This is a genomic window from Salinarchaeum chitinilyticum (assembly GCF_055390775.1).
The window spans coordinates 1,399,229-1,414,848 of record NZ_AP043888.1; the positions used below are offsets into that span (position 1 = coordinate 1,399,229).

The 15,620-nt window shown below is 66.7% G+C and carries 16 protein-coding genes, 1 tRNA gene and 2 pseudogenes; 7 read left to right on the forward strand and 12 right to left on the reverse strand.

Going from position 1 to position 15,620, the window contains the following annotated elements:
• Window positions 1-148: 148 nt before the first annotated feature.
• From ACZ5KP_RS06840 to ACZ5KP_RS06855, 4 genes and pseudogenes are all read right to left on the reverse strand, one after another.
• On the reverse strand, window positions 149-2,188 hold the full coding sequence (locus ACZ5KP_RS06840; RefSeq protein WP_464761897.1) for a BGTF surface domain-containing protein: 2,040 nt from the start codon (window positions 2,186-2,188) through the stop codon (window positions 149-151).
• Window positions 2,189-2,374: 186 nt separating this feature from the next.
• A pseudogene (locus ACZ5KP_RS06845) lies at window positions 2,375-2,449 on the reverse strand (surface glycoprotein); the annotation flags it as partial.
• A gap of 350 nt (window positions 2,450-2,799) precedes the next feature.
• Entirely contained in the window at window positions 2,800-3,192 is a 393-nt protein-coding gene (locus tag ACZ5KP_RS06850) for a type II toxin-antitoxin system VapC family toxin (protein WP_460923195.1), read from the reverse strand.
• 2 nt (window positions 3,193-3,194) lie between these two features.
• Window positions 3,195-3,428, reverse strand: a complete 234-nt coding sequence (locus ACZ5KP_RS06855) for an antitoxin VapB family protein (RefSeq protein ID WP_460923193.1) — start codon at window positions 3,426-3,428, stop codon at window positions 3,195-3,197.
• Window positions 3,429-3,510: 82 nt separating this feature from the next.
• Here ACZ5KP_RS06855 and ACZ5KP_RS06860 point away from each other — a divergent pair.
• The 4 genes and pseudogenes from ACZ5KP_RS06860 to ACZ5KP_RS06875 all read left to right on the forward strand — a co-directional run.
• A pseudogene (locus ACZ5KP_RS06860) lies at window positions 3,511-3,747 on the forward strand (hypothetical protein); the annotation flags it as partial.
• Between the two features lie 178 nt (window positions 3,748-3,925).
• On the forward strand, window positions 3,926-4,207 hold the full coding sequence (locus ACZ5KP_RS06865) for a toxin-antitoxin system TumE family protein (RefSeq protein ID WP_460923444.1): 282 nt from the start codon (window positions 3,926-3,928) through the stop codon (window positions 4,205-4,207).
• Window positions 4,204-4,632 carry an HVO_A0114 family putative DNA-binding protein gene (locus ACZ5KP_RS06870; RefSeq protein ID WP_460923191.1) on the forward strand — a complete coding sequence of 143 codons (429 nt, stop codon included), beginning with the start codon at window positions 4,204-4,206 and terminating at the stop codon, window positions 4,630-4,632. The genes ACZ5KP_RS06865 and ACZ5KP_RS06870 overlap by 4 nt, the downstream gene beginning before the upstream one ends.
• Window positions 4,629-4,778, forward strand: coding sequence for a UPF0175 family protein (locus ACZ5KP_RS06875; protein WP_460923189.1), 150 nt, complete (start codon window positions 4,629-4,631; stop codon window positions 4,776-4,778). The genes ACZ5KP_RS06870 and ACZ5KP_RS06875 overlap by 4 nt, the downstream gene beginning before the upstream one ends.
• A 175-nt stretch (window positions 4,779-4,953) precedes the next feature.
• On the opposite strand, the gene ACZ5KP_RS06880 is transcribed toward ACZ5KP_RS06875, so the two are convergent.
• On the reverse strand, window positions 4,954-6,135 hold the full coding sequence (locus ACZ5KP_RS06880; protein WP_460923187.1) for a hypothetical protein: 1,182 nt from the start codon (window positions 6,133-6,135) through the stop codon (window positions 4,954-4,956).
• 175 nt (window positions 6,136-6,310) lie between these two features.
• Between ACZ5KP_RS06880 and ACZ5KP_RS06885 the strand changes: the two genes are divergently transcribed.
• Window positions 6,311-6,661 carry a DUF192 domain-containing protein gene (locus tag ACZ5KP_RS06885; RefSeq protein ID WP_460923185.1) on the forward strand — a complete coding sequence of 117 codons (351 nt, stop codon included), beginning with the start codon at window positions 6,311-6,313 and terminating at the stop codon, window positions 6,659-6,661.
• Between the two features lie 850 nt (window positions 6,662-7,511).
• Window positions 7,512-9,035, forward strand: a complete 1,524-nt coding sequence (locus ACZ5KP_RS06890; RefSeq protein WP_460923183.1) for a 2-isopropylmalate synthase — start codon at window positions 7,512-7,514, stop codon at window positions 9,033-9,035.
• A gap of 37 nt (window positions 9,036-9,072) precedes the next feature.
• Here the strand turns inward: ACZ5KP_RS06890 and ACZ5KP_RS06895 are convergent, their stop codons facing one another.
• The 7 genes from ACZ5KP_RS06895 to ACZ5KP_RS06925 all read right to left on the reverse strand — a co-directional run bounded on the left by ACZ5KP_RS06895 (window position 9,073) and on the right by ACZ5KP_RS06925 (window position 14,564).
• A complete protein-coding gene (locus ACZ5KP_RS06895) occupies window positions 9,073-9,264 on the reverse strand; it encodes a hypothetical protein (protein WP_460923181.1) in 192 nt (63 codons plus the stop codon).
• Window positions 9,265-9,321: 57 nt separating this feature from the next.
• Entirely contained in the window at window positions 9,322-9,564 is a 243-nt protein-coding gene (locus tag ACZ5KP_RS06900; RefSeq protein WP_460923179.1) for a hypothetical protein, read from the reverse strand.
• Window positions 9,565-9,833: 269 nt separating this feature from the next.
• Entirely contained in the window at window positions 9,834-10,796 is a 963-nt protein-coding gene (locus ACZ5KP_RS06905; protein ID WP_460923177.1) for an ABC transporter ATP-binding protein, read from the reverse strand.
• Entirely contained in the window at window positions 10,796-11,992 is a 1,197-nt protein-coding gene (locus ACZ5KP_RS06910) for a FecCD family ABC transporter permease (RefSeq protein WP_460923175.1), read from the reverse strand. Before ACZ5KP_RS06910 ends, ACZ5KP_RS06905 begins: the two co-directional genes overlap by 1 nt.
• Window positions 11,985-12,986 (reverse strand): FAD-dependent oxidoreductase, encoded by a 1,002-nt coding sequence (locus tag ACZ5KP_RS06915; RefSeq protein ID WP_460923173.1) that lies wholly within the window; start codon window positions 12,984-12,986, stop codon window positions 11,985-11,987. The genes ACZ5KP_RS06910 and ACZ5KP_RS06915 overlap by 8 nt, the downstream gene beginning before the upstream one ends.
• Window positions 12,987-12,988: 2 nt before the next feature.
• Window positions 12,989-14,107, reverse strand: a complete 1,119-nt coding sequence (locus ACZ5KP_RS06920; RefSeq protein WP_460923171.1) for an ABC transporter substrate-binding protein — start codon at window positions 14,105-14,107, stop codon at window positions 12,989-12,991.
• 372 nt (window positions 14,108-14,479) lie between these two features.
• Window positions 14,480-14,564 (reverse strand) — tRNA-Ser (locus ACZ5KP_RS06925).
• Between the two features lie 95 nt (window positions 14,565-14,659).
• Between ACZ5KP_RS06925 and ACZ5KP_RS06930 the strand changes: the two genes are divergently transcribed.
• Window positions 14,660-15,619 (forward strand): AAA family ATPase, encoded by a 960-nt coding sequence (locus ACZ5KP_RS06930; RefSeq protein ID WP_460923169.1) that lies wholly within the window; start codon window positions 14,660-14,662, stop codon window positions 15,617-15,619.
• The last annotated feature ends 1 nt before the right edge of the window (window position 15,620 follow it).

The window sequence follows — 15,620 nt, forward strand, 5'->3', positions numbered from 1 at the left end:
GGGCTAACCACTGCCCGCTACTGAATATGTTGGTTTCGTCGGACCGGGCCGTAGTATAGCGGGGCCGCAGTATCGAACCGACTGCTGTAGCTGTTCGGTCGTAGCGTCCGAAAAAATGAATTCCCCGCAACAGCGGGTGGTTACCGCGTTAGTTCTGTCGGCGCAGCGCCAGGAGCGCAGCACCGATCAGGGCGAACAGTGCAACGACGAGTCCGAAGCCGGGCTGACCGCCGTCAGAGTCGGAGTCGGAGTCGCCGTCGGAGTCGCCGGTACCGTCGTCGCCGGTACCATCGTCGCCAGTACCGTCGTCGCCAGTACCGTCGTCGCCGCCGTCGTCACCGGTGGACTCCTCGTTGACAGTCAGCGTGCCAGAGGCAGCGTCGTCGCCAGTGGAGACCTCCCAGGAGATGTCACCAGCGGAGCCGGTGTCGAAGTCCTCGTAGGTCATCGTGACGGAGCCGCCAGCTTCGAGTTCGGTGGAGTTGGAGACGACCTCCTCGCCACCGACGGTGACGGTGTAGTTGACCGTGCCTGCCTCGTCACCATCGTTCGTGATGGTGTACTCGAGGGAAGCACTATCGCCGACGGTAACGGGACCGTTTGCGCTCGCTTCGACGCTGAAGGAGGCAGGAATGGTGCCGGTACCAGTGCCGATGACGGAGTCGACCGAATGCTCAGTAGCCGAGCTCGGCGCGCTAACGCGCGTGGTGAACTGGGTACCAGAGTCGAAGGCCGAGAGGTCAACGGTCGCGGTGAACGTTCCGTCCTCAGCGACCTCGCCGCTGGCCGTGACGAACTGGAACGGGAAGTTCATTCGAGAGTTGACCGACGTGCCGGGTGCAACGTTGGTCTCTGCCGTCAGCTCGGCGTCCGAGCTGGCGGGCAGCACGAGGGTGTCGTTGTCGTTGAGACCCTGGATCTCGATGTTACGCTGTGCGTAGCTGAAGGAGTCGTTGACGGACTCCTCGGAGTCAACGTACGGGTTGGACTCGTGGATCGAGAACGTGGCGTCCCAGCTCTCGCCAGTCGCGAGGCCAGGAACGCTGGTGGAGTCGATCAGCACGTAGAACGTGCCGTTGTCGGGCTGCTGAACGAGGGTGGCGCTGCCAGCAATGTCCCCGATGTGGACGGAATCAGCAGATCCGTACGGGCCGCTTGCGGTCTGGGACAGCGTCAGGTTCAGGCCGCCCGTCTGGTTGAAGGTGCCAACCTGATCGTTCATGTAGCCGTAGATACCATTCGCCTCGACCTCCACGATGAGGAGGTCCTGAGCGGCGATGGTGTCGGTCTGAGTTGCGGCAGCGAGAGCCCCGCTGGTGTCGGAGTGCGAGAAGCCGTCAGCACCGGGACCAGGCGCGGTCCAGACGGTTGCTCCGTCGGTGGAGCGCTCGGTCAGACGAACTGCAGCGACGTCTCGGAACTCGCCCTCACCGTTGATGGGGTCGTTGACGTAGGTTTCGAACTCGAAGTCCGCCTGCTGGTTCACGAGGTGGTCGCTGTTGGTGATCGCGTCACCGCTGAACGTGTAGACACCTTCGACAGTTGCGTTCTCGGCGGAGAAGCCGAGGTTGCTACCGTTTTCACTCGCGAGATGGGTGTTCCACGTGACGGTGACGGGGTCACCGCCGACGTCGCTCAGGTTGAGCGTGGCGTCGTAGTAACCACCGTCAGCCGAGATGTTGAGGAAGACCTCGCCCGGCGAACCGGACGGCTCGATGGTGAACGTCATGTTGTCACCGACGACGCCCGAGTACTGCTGGGCACCGAAGGTGGCGTCCTCATCGAGACCGGCGTCGACACTGAAGTTCGCCGACGCACTCGCGGTGGTGTCGGCGACGTCGAACTGGACCGAGTAGTTACCAGCGTCGAGGACGGTGGTGTTGATCTCGACCGTGGTTTCGTTGTTCAGTCCGCCCCAGACCTGCAGCTGCTGGTCCGAGTTGGCGCCGAGGGCGTCCTCAATCTCCGTGTCAGTGAGGTCGTCGGAGCTAACGTTCACGAGGAACGGACCGCCACGATTGCTGGAGTCGAGCGTGATCGTGGACCCGTCGGCGGACGCCTCGAAGCTCTGCGTGGTGACGCGGAACTTTGTGACGTTGTCGCCGTCGGTGTCCAGCACCTCGTACTGTCCGTCAGCCAGAGTGGCCGTCGAGACGACGGCGTGACCGTCGGCGCCGGTCGTGAACACGCCTTGCGTCGAGCCACTCGAGTCGACGATCGTGTACTCAGTGTTACTACTACCGGTTACGTTACTCAGGTCGAATGCCAATTCTTGTCCTTGGAAGACACGTGGATTCTGGCTCTCAATGATGGTAGCGTCACCATCGCCATCATGGTTCGCTGCGACGCTGCCTGTCAGGACAGCAGCCCCAGCCACCATGGAGAGAACCATAATCGCTGCCAGGAACACTGCGCGTCCCTTTTGGCGATATGAAGTATCGTTTGTCATAGTTGTGTGTTATCGTGTTCGGCACCACCAGCTTTGATCCAAAGTGGAGTTACTCGCTGATGCTACCCTTTGGTAGGGGTACAGTGGAAGTATATATGGGGTCGCGTTAAATACTTTGTGTGATTGCGGGCGTCGTTTCGCGCAAAATTCGGCGCGCAATGCCGCCGCCGTCGGGGGGTTTCGGAAGTCGATTGCGGTGAGAATCGGCGGTGTTCGAATTCCGGGTCGAGGCTCGTTTCGCGACCGGAAGTGGTCCTGAACGGGCGTGGATGCGCTGGTCCTGGCGAGTAGGCCGTTGCTGCGTGCGCACGCGCGGAGGCGCAAAACACGGAAACGCCGGTGAGTCGAGATCAGTACGTCTCGATCGCGACGCCGTCCATCCGTTCGAAGTCGGCGACGTTCCGCGTGAGCACTGGCTCGTCGACGATCGTCGCGGTCGCGCCGATTATCACGTCGCCGTCAGCGACGGGTGTCCCGTCGTTCGCGAGGTCGCCAGCGATGCGACCGGCTTTCCTCATGACTGCGGTATCTGCAGGGTGAACGGGCTTCGAGGCGAGAACGTCGCGTACGCGTTCGCGCTCCTCCTCCGAACGCATCGACTTCGAGACACCGTAGTACAGTTCGAAGAGCGTCATCGCCGAAATCCGTTGCTGGACCAGCTCGCGTTCCAGTTCCCGTGCCGTTTCAATCGCGCCGTCATCGTCGTTCATCACGTCGATGAGAAAGCTGGTGTCGAGCAACACGCCTATCGACCCATTCGGTCTCCGATCGCGTCCAGTTCCCCGGTGCGACGCTTGCGGCGCTCCTCGACGGCGTCCCTGAGAGCGTCGGCCTCCTCGTCGTCGAGGAGCCCTCGAAGCTCGAGGAGCGATCGCTCCCCGGCGAGGCGAAGCACGACGTCCGAGAACGTCTCGTCCTCGCGCTTGTGCGCGGCGAGTCGCTCGTAAGCATCCTCGGAGAGGCGGATGCTCTTCGACATGTGCATACAGTTGTATGCAGCAGCAGAAATGGGTTTCGCTGAATGCACCCTGAACTACTTCCTTGGGGAGGGCAACAATCAGATGTACAGCCCGATAGTTCGTCGTGGATCGACGGACGTCGTGGCTCCTTCGAGACATCACGACGCCGGAATACGTCGATCCAGCGGTCGAACGGCTTCGGGAAGCACCGGCAACGAGCCAGTCACGCTCCTGCCCGGCGTTTCGGAGCCCGGAACGACTGTCGAGACGGCCATCGAACGGACCGGTGCCACGGTCGAAGACGAACTCGGGCGGGCAACCCTCCGCATCACGGCGTCCGAAGCAACTGTGGATGATTGCTGCTCAGTCGAGGGCGTCACGCCGATCAAACTCGAACGTTCGGGCGACCGGCGACGTGGTCCGTTCGTGAGAGACGGGCCAGCAATCGAATCGGACTGTCCCTATGGGAAAGATCCCATACTATTATTGCGATGGGGATCATACCATAGCATACGCGATGGTCCACAGGGTGGTGGAGGACGTCGAGGACAGACTCGGCGAACGGGTCGTCCGACGGAAGATCATCCTGACCGACGATCCGGCGTATCCCAGCGGCTACAGATACGCCCTCCACTTCGGCTACACCGACGGACGTGGCACCATCCTCCGCTATGACAACGAGAATCGAACACCTGGGCGGCACGAACGCCACACACCAGAGGACGTGACGGAGATTGAGTTCCCGGGGATGCTGGCCCTTCGGGACCGCTTCGTCGACGAAATCGAACAACTCCCATGACAGAAAACACGCTCGAGATAACGTTCAAACAGCGCGACGATCACCGCGAGGCTGCCCGCGAGCGACTGCGACGTGCCGAGGCCGGCGAGCGCGACGAATCGATCGAACAGGACGCCCGGTTCGTCCTGAACTTCGAGGCGTTCGACGAGGTCGATCGGCTCGTGCGTACCTCGAACCTCGAACTCGTCGAAGCGATCGCTACGGAGCACCCCGAGAGCATTCGCGAGACGGCCGAAGTCGTCGAACGCGACTACCGAGACGTGCATCGGAATCTCGAGGAGCTCGAATCGCTGGGCGTCGTCGAGTTCGAGACCGAGGGGCAGCGAAAGCGTCCGGTCCTCCGCGGCGGCGCCGAGAACGTGCGCCTCTCGATTGCGTTCCCCCGGTCGGCGGAGAACGGAGAGGTTCCAGGGGCATCGGCGTGACAGCCAGTGAGTCGCTCCGCTTGGAGTTCGCAGTCTCGCTGTACCGGGAGGGGTATCTCTCCGTCGGGAAGGCCAGAGAGCTCGCAGGGTGTTCGCGGACGGAGTTCCACCAGCTCCTGGGGGAGCGCAGCGTCGAATGCCATTAACACCGAAGCCGAGTTGAAGGAGGACATCGACGCCACACGCGGCTGAAACCGTCGACGACTCCTCGCCGGTGCTACCCGAACTCCGGTCCGAGGGCTTCTGGATCGGGGACGAGCGCTACGAACGCGCAATCGAAGAAGCCGATACGCTACCTGAGGACTGAAGCTGGCGATCCGCTCACTCCGGCCGGTGCAGTTCCCCACCACGCTCCTCCAGCAGCCCCTTCTTGATCGCGCCGTCGAGTGCCGCCGCGCATTCGCCGTGGTCGAGTTCGTACGCGCTGGTCGCCAGCGCCTCGAAGTCCGCCCGGTCGACGGGGAACTCGCGGTTCTGGAGGAGCCGCACGACGCGGTTGTAGGTCCGCGGGGAGACGTCGGCAAGCGGGCCGTCGGTCGCGCTCGCTGCCGCGGCGGGGCCACCCGCTTTGGCGGCACCGGGCTCAGTGCCGGCACCCCTGCTCGTGGTTCCAGCGCCGCCGGAACTGGCCCCGACGGCGGCCGGCTCGCGGGCGTCGTCCGTTTCGTCGTCCATAGCCTCCTCGTCCTTCGCACCGTGGGCTGCGTCGGGACTCGTCGCGGCGTCGGTACGCTGCGGAGAGTCGGATTTGGCGTCGGTGTCGGAGTCCCTCTCGGCCTCCCCGCCAGCGGATTCGTCCTCGGACTCGGCTGCGGGCGGTGCCGCGATCGGACCGTCGTCATCGGTGTCGTCCGTGCCGTCAGTGCCGTCCGTGTCGTCAGTACCGTCCGTGTCGTCAGTACCGTCAGTGCCGTCAGTGTGGGTCGACGAGGTCACCGGCTCGGACTCCGAATCGTCGTCGCCCGGCGCACCGTCCGCAGTGGAACCGGCGTCGGTCGGATCGGCGTCCGCGTCGTCGCCCGCCCGCTCGCCGAACGGGCCGTCCGCTGCCTCGAACTGCTCCGCCTCGTCGTCAGCGTCATCCTCCGACTCGTCGTCCAGCAACGGTCCGTCGTCGTCCGCGAAGATCGGCTCCTGCTCGCCGGCGACGGTGTCGAGGTCGGGATCGCCAGTCGAATCGGGCGCGATCGTGGACGAGGGCACCCCAGCGTCGCTCGGCTGGTCGTCGGTACTCGACTGGTCGGCGGCGCTGGGCTCCCCGGCGTCCTCCGTCGACGAGTCCGCAGCCGCCGTCGAGGCGTCGGCCTCGAACACCGGCGCAGGGGCGTCCCCGGCGGCAGGGAGCGAAAGCTCGCCGAGGAGTTCGCTCAGCTTCCCCTCACAGCGAGCACAGAGGGTGACCGTCACCTGGTCGTCGGCCGGTGCGTCCTCCGGGAGGTCGTACTCGTCGAGGGAGGCGCCAACGGCCTCTCCACAGAAGTAACACGAGGCGAGTGCAGGCATTGTTTCCGAGTGGGGACCGCGCTCATGTAAACGTTCGGCCGTCGGTCCGGAGAGACCGGGGCAGCGTTCTGGAGCCGCTATCGACGGATTTCGGAGGGCTGCGGCGTGATCGTCACGTTGCGGCGAGCGGCCAGCGGGCACAACCGTTTTGGAGTCCCTCGCCCTCCCACCACGAGTGCGCGTCGTTCACGAGCCGACCGACGGCGATCCCCAGCCCATCGCAACGGACGTCGAGGTCGCGGACTCGATTCTCTCGAAGGGCATCGGACTCATGGGCCGGTCCTCGATCCCGGAGGAGTACGCGCTCGTCTTCGAATTCGGCACCCCGAAGACCCGGAGCGCCCACATGGTGCTCGTTCGCACCCCACTCGACGTCGTCTGGACGGTCGACGACCGCGTCGAGCGCGTCGAGACGCTCGCCGCGTGGACCGGCCACGCGCGCGGGCGCGGTGACAGATTTATCGAGCTGGCTCCCGGCGCCGCTGCCGACGTCGACGTCGGGGATCGCCTCGTCGTCGAGGAGTGAGCGGTCGAATCGATCCACTTGGGAAGCGCGTGCTTCGATTGCTGAGTACTGCAGTGATATGGTGGCGGAGCTAGGAGCCTCCGAAAGCCCCAGGACGCTCGGTAACCCGGGACTCGCTGCGCGCTTCCCTTCTTCGCTACGCTCAGTTGGTCCAGTGCTTGCTTCGCCCGGGGACAGCCGAGAGCCCTGCCCCTTTCGATGCCCCACCCAGCCTCATTCCTCCCCAACCTTCTGCGCTGCTCGCTACGCTCCGCTGCTCGGCCCTCGCGCGCTCGCTGCCGACGGCCGCTCGCCCGCTTCGGGGCTCGCGACCGCGCCAGCGCGCGCCGACGTGGACCACCGGGGTGTCGCGATCGGTGGACAATCAACTGGGTGGGGCTCCGGAAGGGGCCGACCGCTCGGCGATAGCTGACGACGGTGAGCCGAGCAGCGTCCTCGTGAGCGTAGCGAACGAGGGCTCGAGAGACGAACGGAGTGAGTCTCTCGGTGCGAGGCGAACCTCGACAGACGAGCGGAGCGAGTCTGTCGGTGTAAGCACTGGACTGAGCGAGCGTAGCGAGCGAAGGAAGCGCGCAGCGAGTCAGGATCGTCGAGCGGGAGGGGGCTTCCGTAGCGGTCGCGGTCCAGCCTGTTCCCACACTGCTCCGTGATTTCCCTAGTAGTCAGATTGAACACGCAACCCGAGAATTCGAACGTACGCCACGAATCCACACGAACACCCAGAACTGCGCTTTCGTGAGGTTTATCCGCACGTGCTGCGTCGCCAATTGCATGACGCACGAGGATAGAGGAAGTCGCCGCGAGGCGGCTGGACGCGAAATTCGCCGGCACACCGGCAACTGATTCTCCCGTGGGCTTCTCCGACAGACCGATCGACGACCAGACGGACGTATCGCTCCTGGACACGACGCTGCGCGACGGCGAGCAGGCGCCGGGCGTCTCGCTGACGCCCGAGGAGAAGGCAGAGATCGCGCAGGCGCTCGACCGCGCAAAGGTGGACGTGATCGAGGCCGGCTCCGCCTGCACGGGCGAGGGCGAGCGCCGGACGATCAAGCGCGTCACCGATCTCGACCTCGACGCGACGATCACCAGCTTCTGTCGGGGGATCCAGTCCGACGTCGAGCTCGCGCTCGACTGCGGCGTCGACGGCATCAACCTGGTCGTGCCCGCGAGCGATCGCCACGTCGAGACGAAAGTCGACTCCACGCGCGAGGACGTGATCGCCTCGACGGCCGAACTCATCGAGTTCGCCACGGACCACGGCCTCTGGGTCGAGGTCATCGGCGAGGACGGCTCCCGCGCCGACCTGGAATTCCTCGAGGAGCTGATGGCCACCGCGCTCGACGCGGGCGCTGACCGGGTCTGCTACGCCGACACCGTTGGCCACGCCGGCCCCGAGCGCGCCTACGAGGTCGTCTCCGCTCTCTCCGAACTCGGGCCCACCAGCGCACACACGCACGACGACCTCGGGCTGGGCGTCACCAACGCCCTGGCAGCCATCGACGCCGGCGCGGACCTCGTCCACGCCACCGTCAACGGCGTCGGCGAGCGCGCGGGCAACGCCGCGTTGGAGGAGATCGCCATCGCGCTCGAACACGTCTACGGCATCGAGACCGTCGAGACCGAGCAGCTGTACGCGCTCGGCCAGACCGTCGCCAACGCCACCGGGATCGACCTGCCGCCGAACAAGGCCGTCCTCGGGCAGAACGCCTTCACCCACGAGTCCGGCATCCACACCGACGGGACGCTCAAGGACGACGCGATGTACGAGCCCTACGCGCCCGAGACCGTCGGCCGCGAGCGCCGGATCGTCGCCGGCAAGCACACCGGCCGCGCCGGCGCCAGGGCAGCCCTCGAAGAGCACGGCGTCGAGGCCAGCGACGACGAGCTCGACGAGATCGTCCAGCGCGTGAAGGCCATCGGCGATCGGGGCAAGCGCGTCACCGACGCCGACCTCCTCACCATCGCCGAGGAGGTCACCGAGGGCGAGCGCGAGCGCCGCGTCGAACTCGTCGACATGACCGCCGCCAGCGGCGGCGGCACCCCGACCGCGAGCGTCCGCCTCCGCGTCGACGGCGAGGAACACCAGGCCGCGGCGACGGGCTCCGGCCCCGTCGACGCCGCGATCTCCGCGGTCCGGGAGGTCCTCGGCGAGCAGACCGCCAGCCTCGATTCCTACGAGGTCGACGCGATCACCGGCGGCCACGACGCCGTCGTCACCGTCGAGGTGGAGATGTCCCGCGGCGACCGCTCCGTCTCGGTGCGCTCCTCCGACGCCGACATCACGACCGCCAGCGTGCAGGCCATGGTCGAGGCGCTCGACCGGCTGCTCGCCAGCGACGACGACACCGAAGCGCTGCTCGCCGACGACTGAGCAGCCGTATTCGCGGAAGATCTCGGCCGTTCTCCGCTCAGGGGTGATAGCGCTCCAGAATGCCCCACGGGTCGAAGAGGTAGAGCACCGCGAGCCACACCGCCAGGCCGACGGCGAACAGCCCGACGGCAGTCGAGAGTAGCGATCCGCCGAAGTCCGCGGCAACGAACGCGAGGATAGCGACGGCCAGCCAGATACCCCCGAGGATCGTTTGGCGTCGTTCGTCCATGCGCGAGAGTCGGCGGGCGAGTGGGAAATCGGTGGTGATCCAACGCAGGAGAATCAGCTACTCGAGTCGCGTTCCGTCCCGCGGGCAAAAGTCGTAGGACTCGTCGACCGTCCGGAACCCACAGGCCGGGCACTCGGCGACCGACTCTTCGGTTTGGTGCTGACTGGATCCGCGGAACAGGAACGGGACGAACGGCACGAACAGGAAGAACGCGAACGTCCCGAACACCCACCAGAGGGCGGCGCTGAGAAGGAGGCTCACGACGATCCCCGCCGCCGCGGTCACGAGTCTCGAACGCATCGATCGAACGGACGGTCTGGGGAGGGAAAAGTTCGATTCCAGACGGTGAACAATTCCGCAGACGAAGACAGCCTGGAAGCCCCCTCCCGCTCGCGGCTTCTGCCTCGCTGCGCTCCTCGGTCAGTCGCCGACGCTCCTTCCCTGCGGTGCTTACTTCGTCGGAAGCCACGACCGGTCGGCCCCTTCCATTCCCACCCTGTGAATGTCCAACCGCACGAAACCCCGGCGGATGCGGCCGGTCGCGCAGAAAGCGGTGGTCGCCCGCGTCGCTACACTTCCTCGTCCTCGAGCGCGCGCAGCGGCGTGATCCGCGGGCCGTGTTCGCTCTGGCCGACGCGGGCCTCGACGCCGAAGACGTCCGCGAGCAGCTGTTCGGTAACCACGTCGGCTGGCCGGCCGCTTGCGTACACCTCGCCGTCGTCGAGGGCGACCATGTAGTCCGCGAAGCGGGCTGCCTGGTCGATGTCGTGCAGGACGAGAACCACGGTGACCGCCCACTCGTCGCGGAGCGTCCGCACGATGTCCATGACCTCCAGCTGGTGGTGGAGGTCGAGGAACGTCGTCGGCTCGTCGAGCAAGAGGACGTCGGTCTCCTGGGCGAGCACCATCGCGATCCAGGCGAGCTGAGCCTGGCCGCCGCTGAGCTGGCCGAGGTCGCGCTCGCGGAGGTGCTCGACGCCGGCCAGCGAGATCGCGCGGTCGATCGCTTCCTGGTCGTCGGCGGTCATCGCCTCGAAGAACCCGCGGTGGGGATACCGGCCGTGGCCGACGAGCTCCTCGACGGAGAGCGCACCCGGCGAGACGTTCTCCTGGGAGAGCAAGCCGAGCTTCCGGGCCAGCTCCTTGTCGTCGAGGTCGGTGAGGTTCGTCCCGTCGACGTGGACGGTGCCGGCCTCCGGCGTGATCTGGTCGGCGAGCCCGCCGAGCAGCGTGCTCTTGCCGCTCCCGTTCGGGCCGACGAGCGCGGTGACCTCGCCCGGCGGCAGACAGATCGACGCGTCCTCGACGACCGGCTCGTCGAGTCCCGGATAGCCGATGACGAGCCCGTCGGCGTCGAACGTGCTCGCGTCCGTTCGGGCCTCGTCGCTCACGTCGGTCAGCGCCCCGTCGCGGTCGGTCACCGTCTCGCCCGTCGAGGCCGCGCGTCGTCGCCGGGGCGGCTCGTCGCCGATCACCCGCGACGTGAGCGTGCTCGGCGGCTCGGCCGGCGGCTGGAGTGCGTGCTGTGCCATCAGATCTCACCCAGGTCGTTTCTGCGCATCATGTAGAGGAAGTACGGCCCGCCGACCAGACCGGTCACGATGCCGACGGGCATCTGCTTGTTCACGTCCATCACGATCGGGAAGAAGAGCCTCGCGCCGACGTCGGCGGCGACCATCAGCGCTGGGCCGACGAACAGACAGCCGAGGACGATCTTCCGGTAGTCCGACCCCACGACCGAGCGGACGACGTGGGGGACGATCAGGCCGACGAAGCTCACGATGCCAGCGACGGCGATACTCGCCGAGGCGGCGAGCACGGCGACGCCGGAGAGCGCAAAGCGCATGCGCTCGACGTTCATCCCCAGCGAGCTCGCCGTCCGCTCGCCGAGCTGGAGGACGTTGAGCTGCCGGGCGCCAGCGAGGGTCAACAGCGTGACCACGACCGTCCACGGCAGGACGACGCGGGCCTCCTCCCACTCGACGCCGGTCAGCGAGCCCGTCGTCCACTGGATCGCGGACTGGACGACGCCGATGTTGTCGGCGAAGAAAAAGAGCGCCGTCTGGAGCGACTGGAAGACGGTGCCGACGATCACGCCAGCGAGGACCAGCCGGACCGGCGACGTGCCGTGTTGCCACGCGATCGCGTAGACGATCAGGAAGGCGAGCGCCCCGCCGCCCGCCGCGATGATCGGGAGGTACGCGGAGAGGCCAGCGAACATGACGAGCGTCAGCAGGATGGCCAGTCCCGCCCCCGAGGAGACCCCGAGGATGTACGGGCTCGCGAGCTCGTTGCGGGTCACCGCCTGGAAGATCGCGCCGGAGAGCGCGAGGTTCATCCCGACGAGCGCCGCCACGACCACGCGCGGCATCCGGATCGTCCAGACGATCAGCGTCTCCGGCGGTAGCTCTGGCAGCTCGCCCTGGAACCCGGTCAGCAGCCGCATCAGATCCTCGCCGACGAGGAAGTTGAGCATCCAGCGGTGATCGAGCAGAACGTTCGGGTCCAGCACCGCCCAGATGACCTCCGCGATGGTCATGTCGTAGGCGCCGTAGCGGACCTGGACGAGCCCCGCGAGGACCACCACGAGGGAGCTCGCGAGACAGAGCCCGACGAGTGACCGATCGACCCACGCGAACCGCGACGCAACGTCGCCGAGCAGCCCGGTGTCGCCGCCGGAACCGCTGCCCTGGCTCTCGCCGTTCGTTGGCGTCGGCCGCTCAGCCATCGATCGATCCCTCCGGCTGCTCCTGGTCGGCCTCGAGATGTTCCCGGAGGCGGTCGTCGTCGATCGCCGCGAGAACCCGGTCCGTGCCGATCGTCTCGACGAGCGGCGCGACGCTCTCCGCTGTCAGCCGCTCCACGGCCTCGGGCGACCGGCGGGTCGCGAGCGCCTGATCGACGTACGCCTCGCGGAGCGCCCGGAGGTCGTCGTCCTCGTCTGTATCGGCCTCCGGTGGCAGCCGTGATTCGAACCACTCCCGCCAGCGATCGCGACCGTCCCAGTCGCCGGCGAACTCCGATTCGGGACGGAGCCAGTCGTACACCTCGTCGAGCCCCTCGGGGTAGCCCTCGGCGCGGCGCCAGTCCGCCAGCAGCCGCCGGGCGACGTGGGCACCCTGTCCGGCCGCGACGATCGCCTGCACGTCGCGCTCGCCAGCGGGGGAGGCGACGTAGAGGCCGTCGATCGGCGTCCGGCCGTCTGCGTCCGCGTAATCGCCGTCGAAGTGCTCGTGAACGTCGCCGTCGTGTTCGTGCTCCTCGAACATCGCGTCGCCGTCGAGCGGGCGGAGATACTCGCCTCCCGAGCGCGTCGCGGCGATCACGCGATCCGCACGGACGGTGGATCCGTCGTGGAGCGTCAGCTCGAAGGGCACCACTGCGTCCGGATCGGTCAGCGTATCGGGCTCCAGATCGCCCAGCGCGTCGGCCTGGACGCGTTCGACTGACTCGACGCGAGACTCGCGGATCGTCGCGCCGGCCTCGCTGGCGTGGGCCTGCGCGAGGTCGAGGAACGTCTCGACGTCAAGACCGCCCGGGAAGCCGAGGTAGTTCTCGAGGAACGCACACCGGCGGAGCGAGGACGGGCCGGAGTCGTAGACGACGACGTCGAGCCCGTACCGCGCCACGAAGACGGCCGCGGCGCAGCCCGCGGGCCCGCCGCCGACGATGGCGACGTCCTGACGGCCGTCCCGGGTCGATGCGTCGGACGCCTCGGCCATTCTCAGATCTCCCCGTCGACGATCTCGGCGACGCGCTCGTGGTCGAACAGGTCCTCCTCGATTCCGTAGAGGGCCGTACCGAGTCGCTCGGTCAGCACCATGTTCGTGATCGGGCCCTGGTAGAGCCCGCCAGCGCGGTAGACGTCGCCGTTCTCGACGGCTGTGAGCTGTCGTGCGGTGTCGTGGTTCTCGAAGAAGGACAGGACCGTGTCCTGGAACTCGGTAGCGGACTTGGCCTCCTGCCCGCGCAGGAGGATGACCTCGGGATCGACGTCGAGCAACGTCTCGAAGTCGATCGCGCCGCGGCTCGAGTGGAAGTCCCTCACGTCCGTCTCCGCGAAGGCGTCGTCGACGCCCAGCTCCCGGAGGTGCTTGAAGCTCGTCCCCTCGCCGACGATGTACGGCGAGAAGGACTCCGGCTGGTCGCCCGCTCCCCACATCACGGCGACCGACGGCGCGTCGTCCGTAGGTACCACGTCAGTGACGTTCGACTGGAACTCGTCGTGGAGCGTCACGAACGCCTCGTAGCGCTCTCGTTCCTGAAAGACCGCTGCGAGCTTCTCGAAGGCCTCGTAGAGGGACAGGTACGGGTAGCCCTCGTGCCAGTCGTAGCCCGTCGAGAAGATGCTGTTCCCGAAGAAGGGCGCGATCCGGCTGACCTCGACGACGTCGGAGGACTCCCAGTTGGGGAACCGGTTCGTCAGGAAGTTCGGGTCGATGACGTGGACGTCGGCCCCGAACTCGTAGAACAGCTCCTTGTCCACGCCGTTGTCCGACAGCGAGGTCATGTCGCTCTTGTCGACCTCCAGCCCCGGGATGGCGTCGTAGTACTTCGTGTGGTACCGGCCCGTCAGCCAGACCGCCTCGGGTGGCGCCTGGCCGAGTGCGATCCCCATGTCCGCCCAGCTGCCGTTGTTCGCGACCCAGGTCTCGGGAACGCCGTCGAACTCGACCTCGCCCACGGGTTCCATCGCGACCGAGTAGGCACCCTCGCCGCCGTCCTCGGAGCCGGGGATCGCCCCGCCCAGACAACCTGCTGTCGCGGCCGTAGCGACCGCGGCTCCTGTTCCAAGCAGTTCTCGTCTCGTCGATCCCGTTCCGCTGTTCCGATCGTCTGCCATATGTTTTTGGCCAGCCTAAACCAATAAAGGGATTTCGGTTTTTTGGCTAGCCAAAAACAACAGTGAGAGAAAGGTCGGTGGCCGGCCACGGCACCGGCTCGATGGCCGAGAGCGAGCGGGACCGTTCGATCGCGCCGGCCGTACGGTTCGCTTCGCTCGCCATGGAGCGTCGAAGAAGCGGCCGTCGGATCTCCGATCCGACGAGTTCTGCTTCGCTCACGGCGGTTCGCGAAGCAGTACGCCGAGGGGGAGATTTGAACTACGCCCGAACGTGCTCGCATGGCTGCGCGCGTTCGGTCTACTTCAAATCTCCGAGCTGGCGCTTCTCCGACCGGACCGCTCGCTACGCTCGCGGTCGAGACGTCGGAGAAGCGCCGAGGGGGAGATTTGAACTCCCGAGTCCGTGAGGACAGTTGCTCTCGAGGCAACCGCCTTGGCCAGGCTAGGCTACCTCGGCTCGGATCACCGTACCCCGCTGAAGGGTGTAATCGTTTCGATTCGGGCACCCGGATCCGGAGAAAGAATCAACTGTTCCCGGTTCGGGATGCGAGTATGGACGTCGAGGAGGCAAGCGAGCGAGCGGGCGCCGTCGCAGACGAGGTACTGGAAGCGGTCGTCGCCGACCGCGAGTTTATGGAGACCGTGCTGACCGGAGTGCTGGCCCGGGGTCACGTGCTCCTCGAGGACGTTCCGGGGACCGGGAAGACCCTCACCGCGAACTCCCTCGCGACCGCGCTCGGGCTCGAGTTTTCCCGCATCCAGTTCACGCCGGACCTGCTTCCATCCGACGTCACCGGGACGCACGTCTTCGACGAGTCCGACGGAAGCTTCGCGTTCACCGAGGGGCCGATCTTCGCGAACGTCGTTCTCGCCGACGAGATCAACCGGGCGCCCCCGAAGACACAGGCCGCGCTGCTGGAGGCGATGGAGGAAGAGCAGGTGACCGTCGACGGCGACACCCACGAGTTGCCCGACCCCTTCTTCGTCATCGCGACCCAGAACCCGATCGAGCAGGAGGGCACCTTCGAGCTTCCAGAGGCGCAAGTCGATCGGTTCCTGGTCAAGACGACGCTCGGCTACCCCGAGGAGGAAGGCGAACTCGAGTTGCTCCGCCGCCGGGCCGGCAGGAGCGACCAGACGCCGACCGTCGAGCCCATCCTCGACGGCCCGACCGTCCGGGAGCTACGAGACGTGCCCGAGGACGTCCACGTCGACCCCGACGTGCTCGAGTACGTCGCTGCGCTGGGCCGGGCGACGCGGATCCGGCCACAGATCCAGACCGGCGTCTCCCCGCGTGGCACCCAGCGGCTGTTCGAGGCCGCGCGGGCTCGCGCCGTGATCGAGGGACGCGAGTTCGTCACGCCCGACGACGTCCGCCACGTCGCGGGCCCCGTCCTCGCCCACCGGCTCGTGCTCACGCCGGAGGCGGCCGTCGAGGGCGTCGAACTCGACGGTATCGTCGAGGACGTCCTCGATAGCGTCCCGGTGCCGACCGTCGAGCCGACCGCCTGAC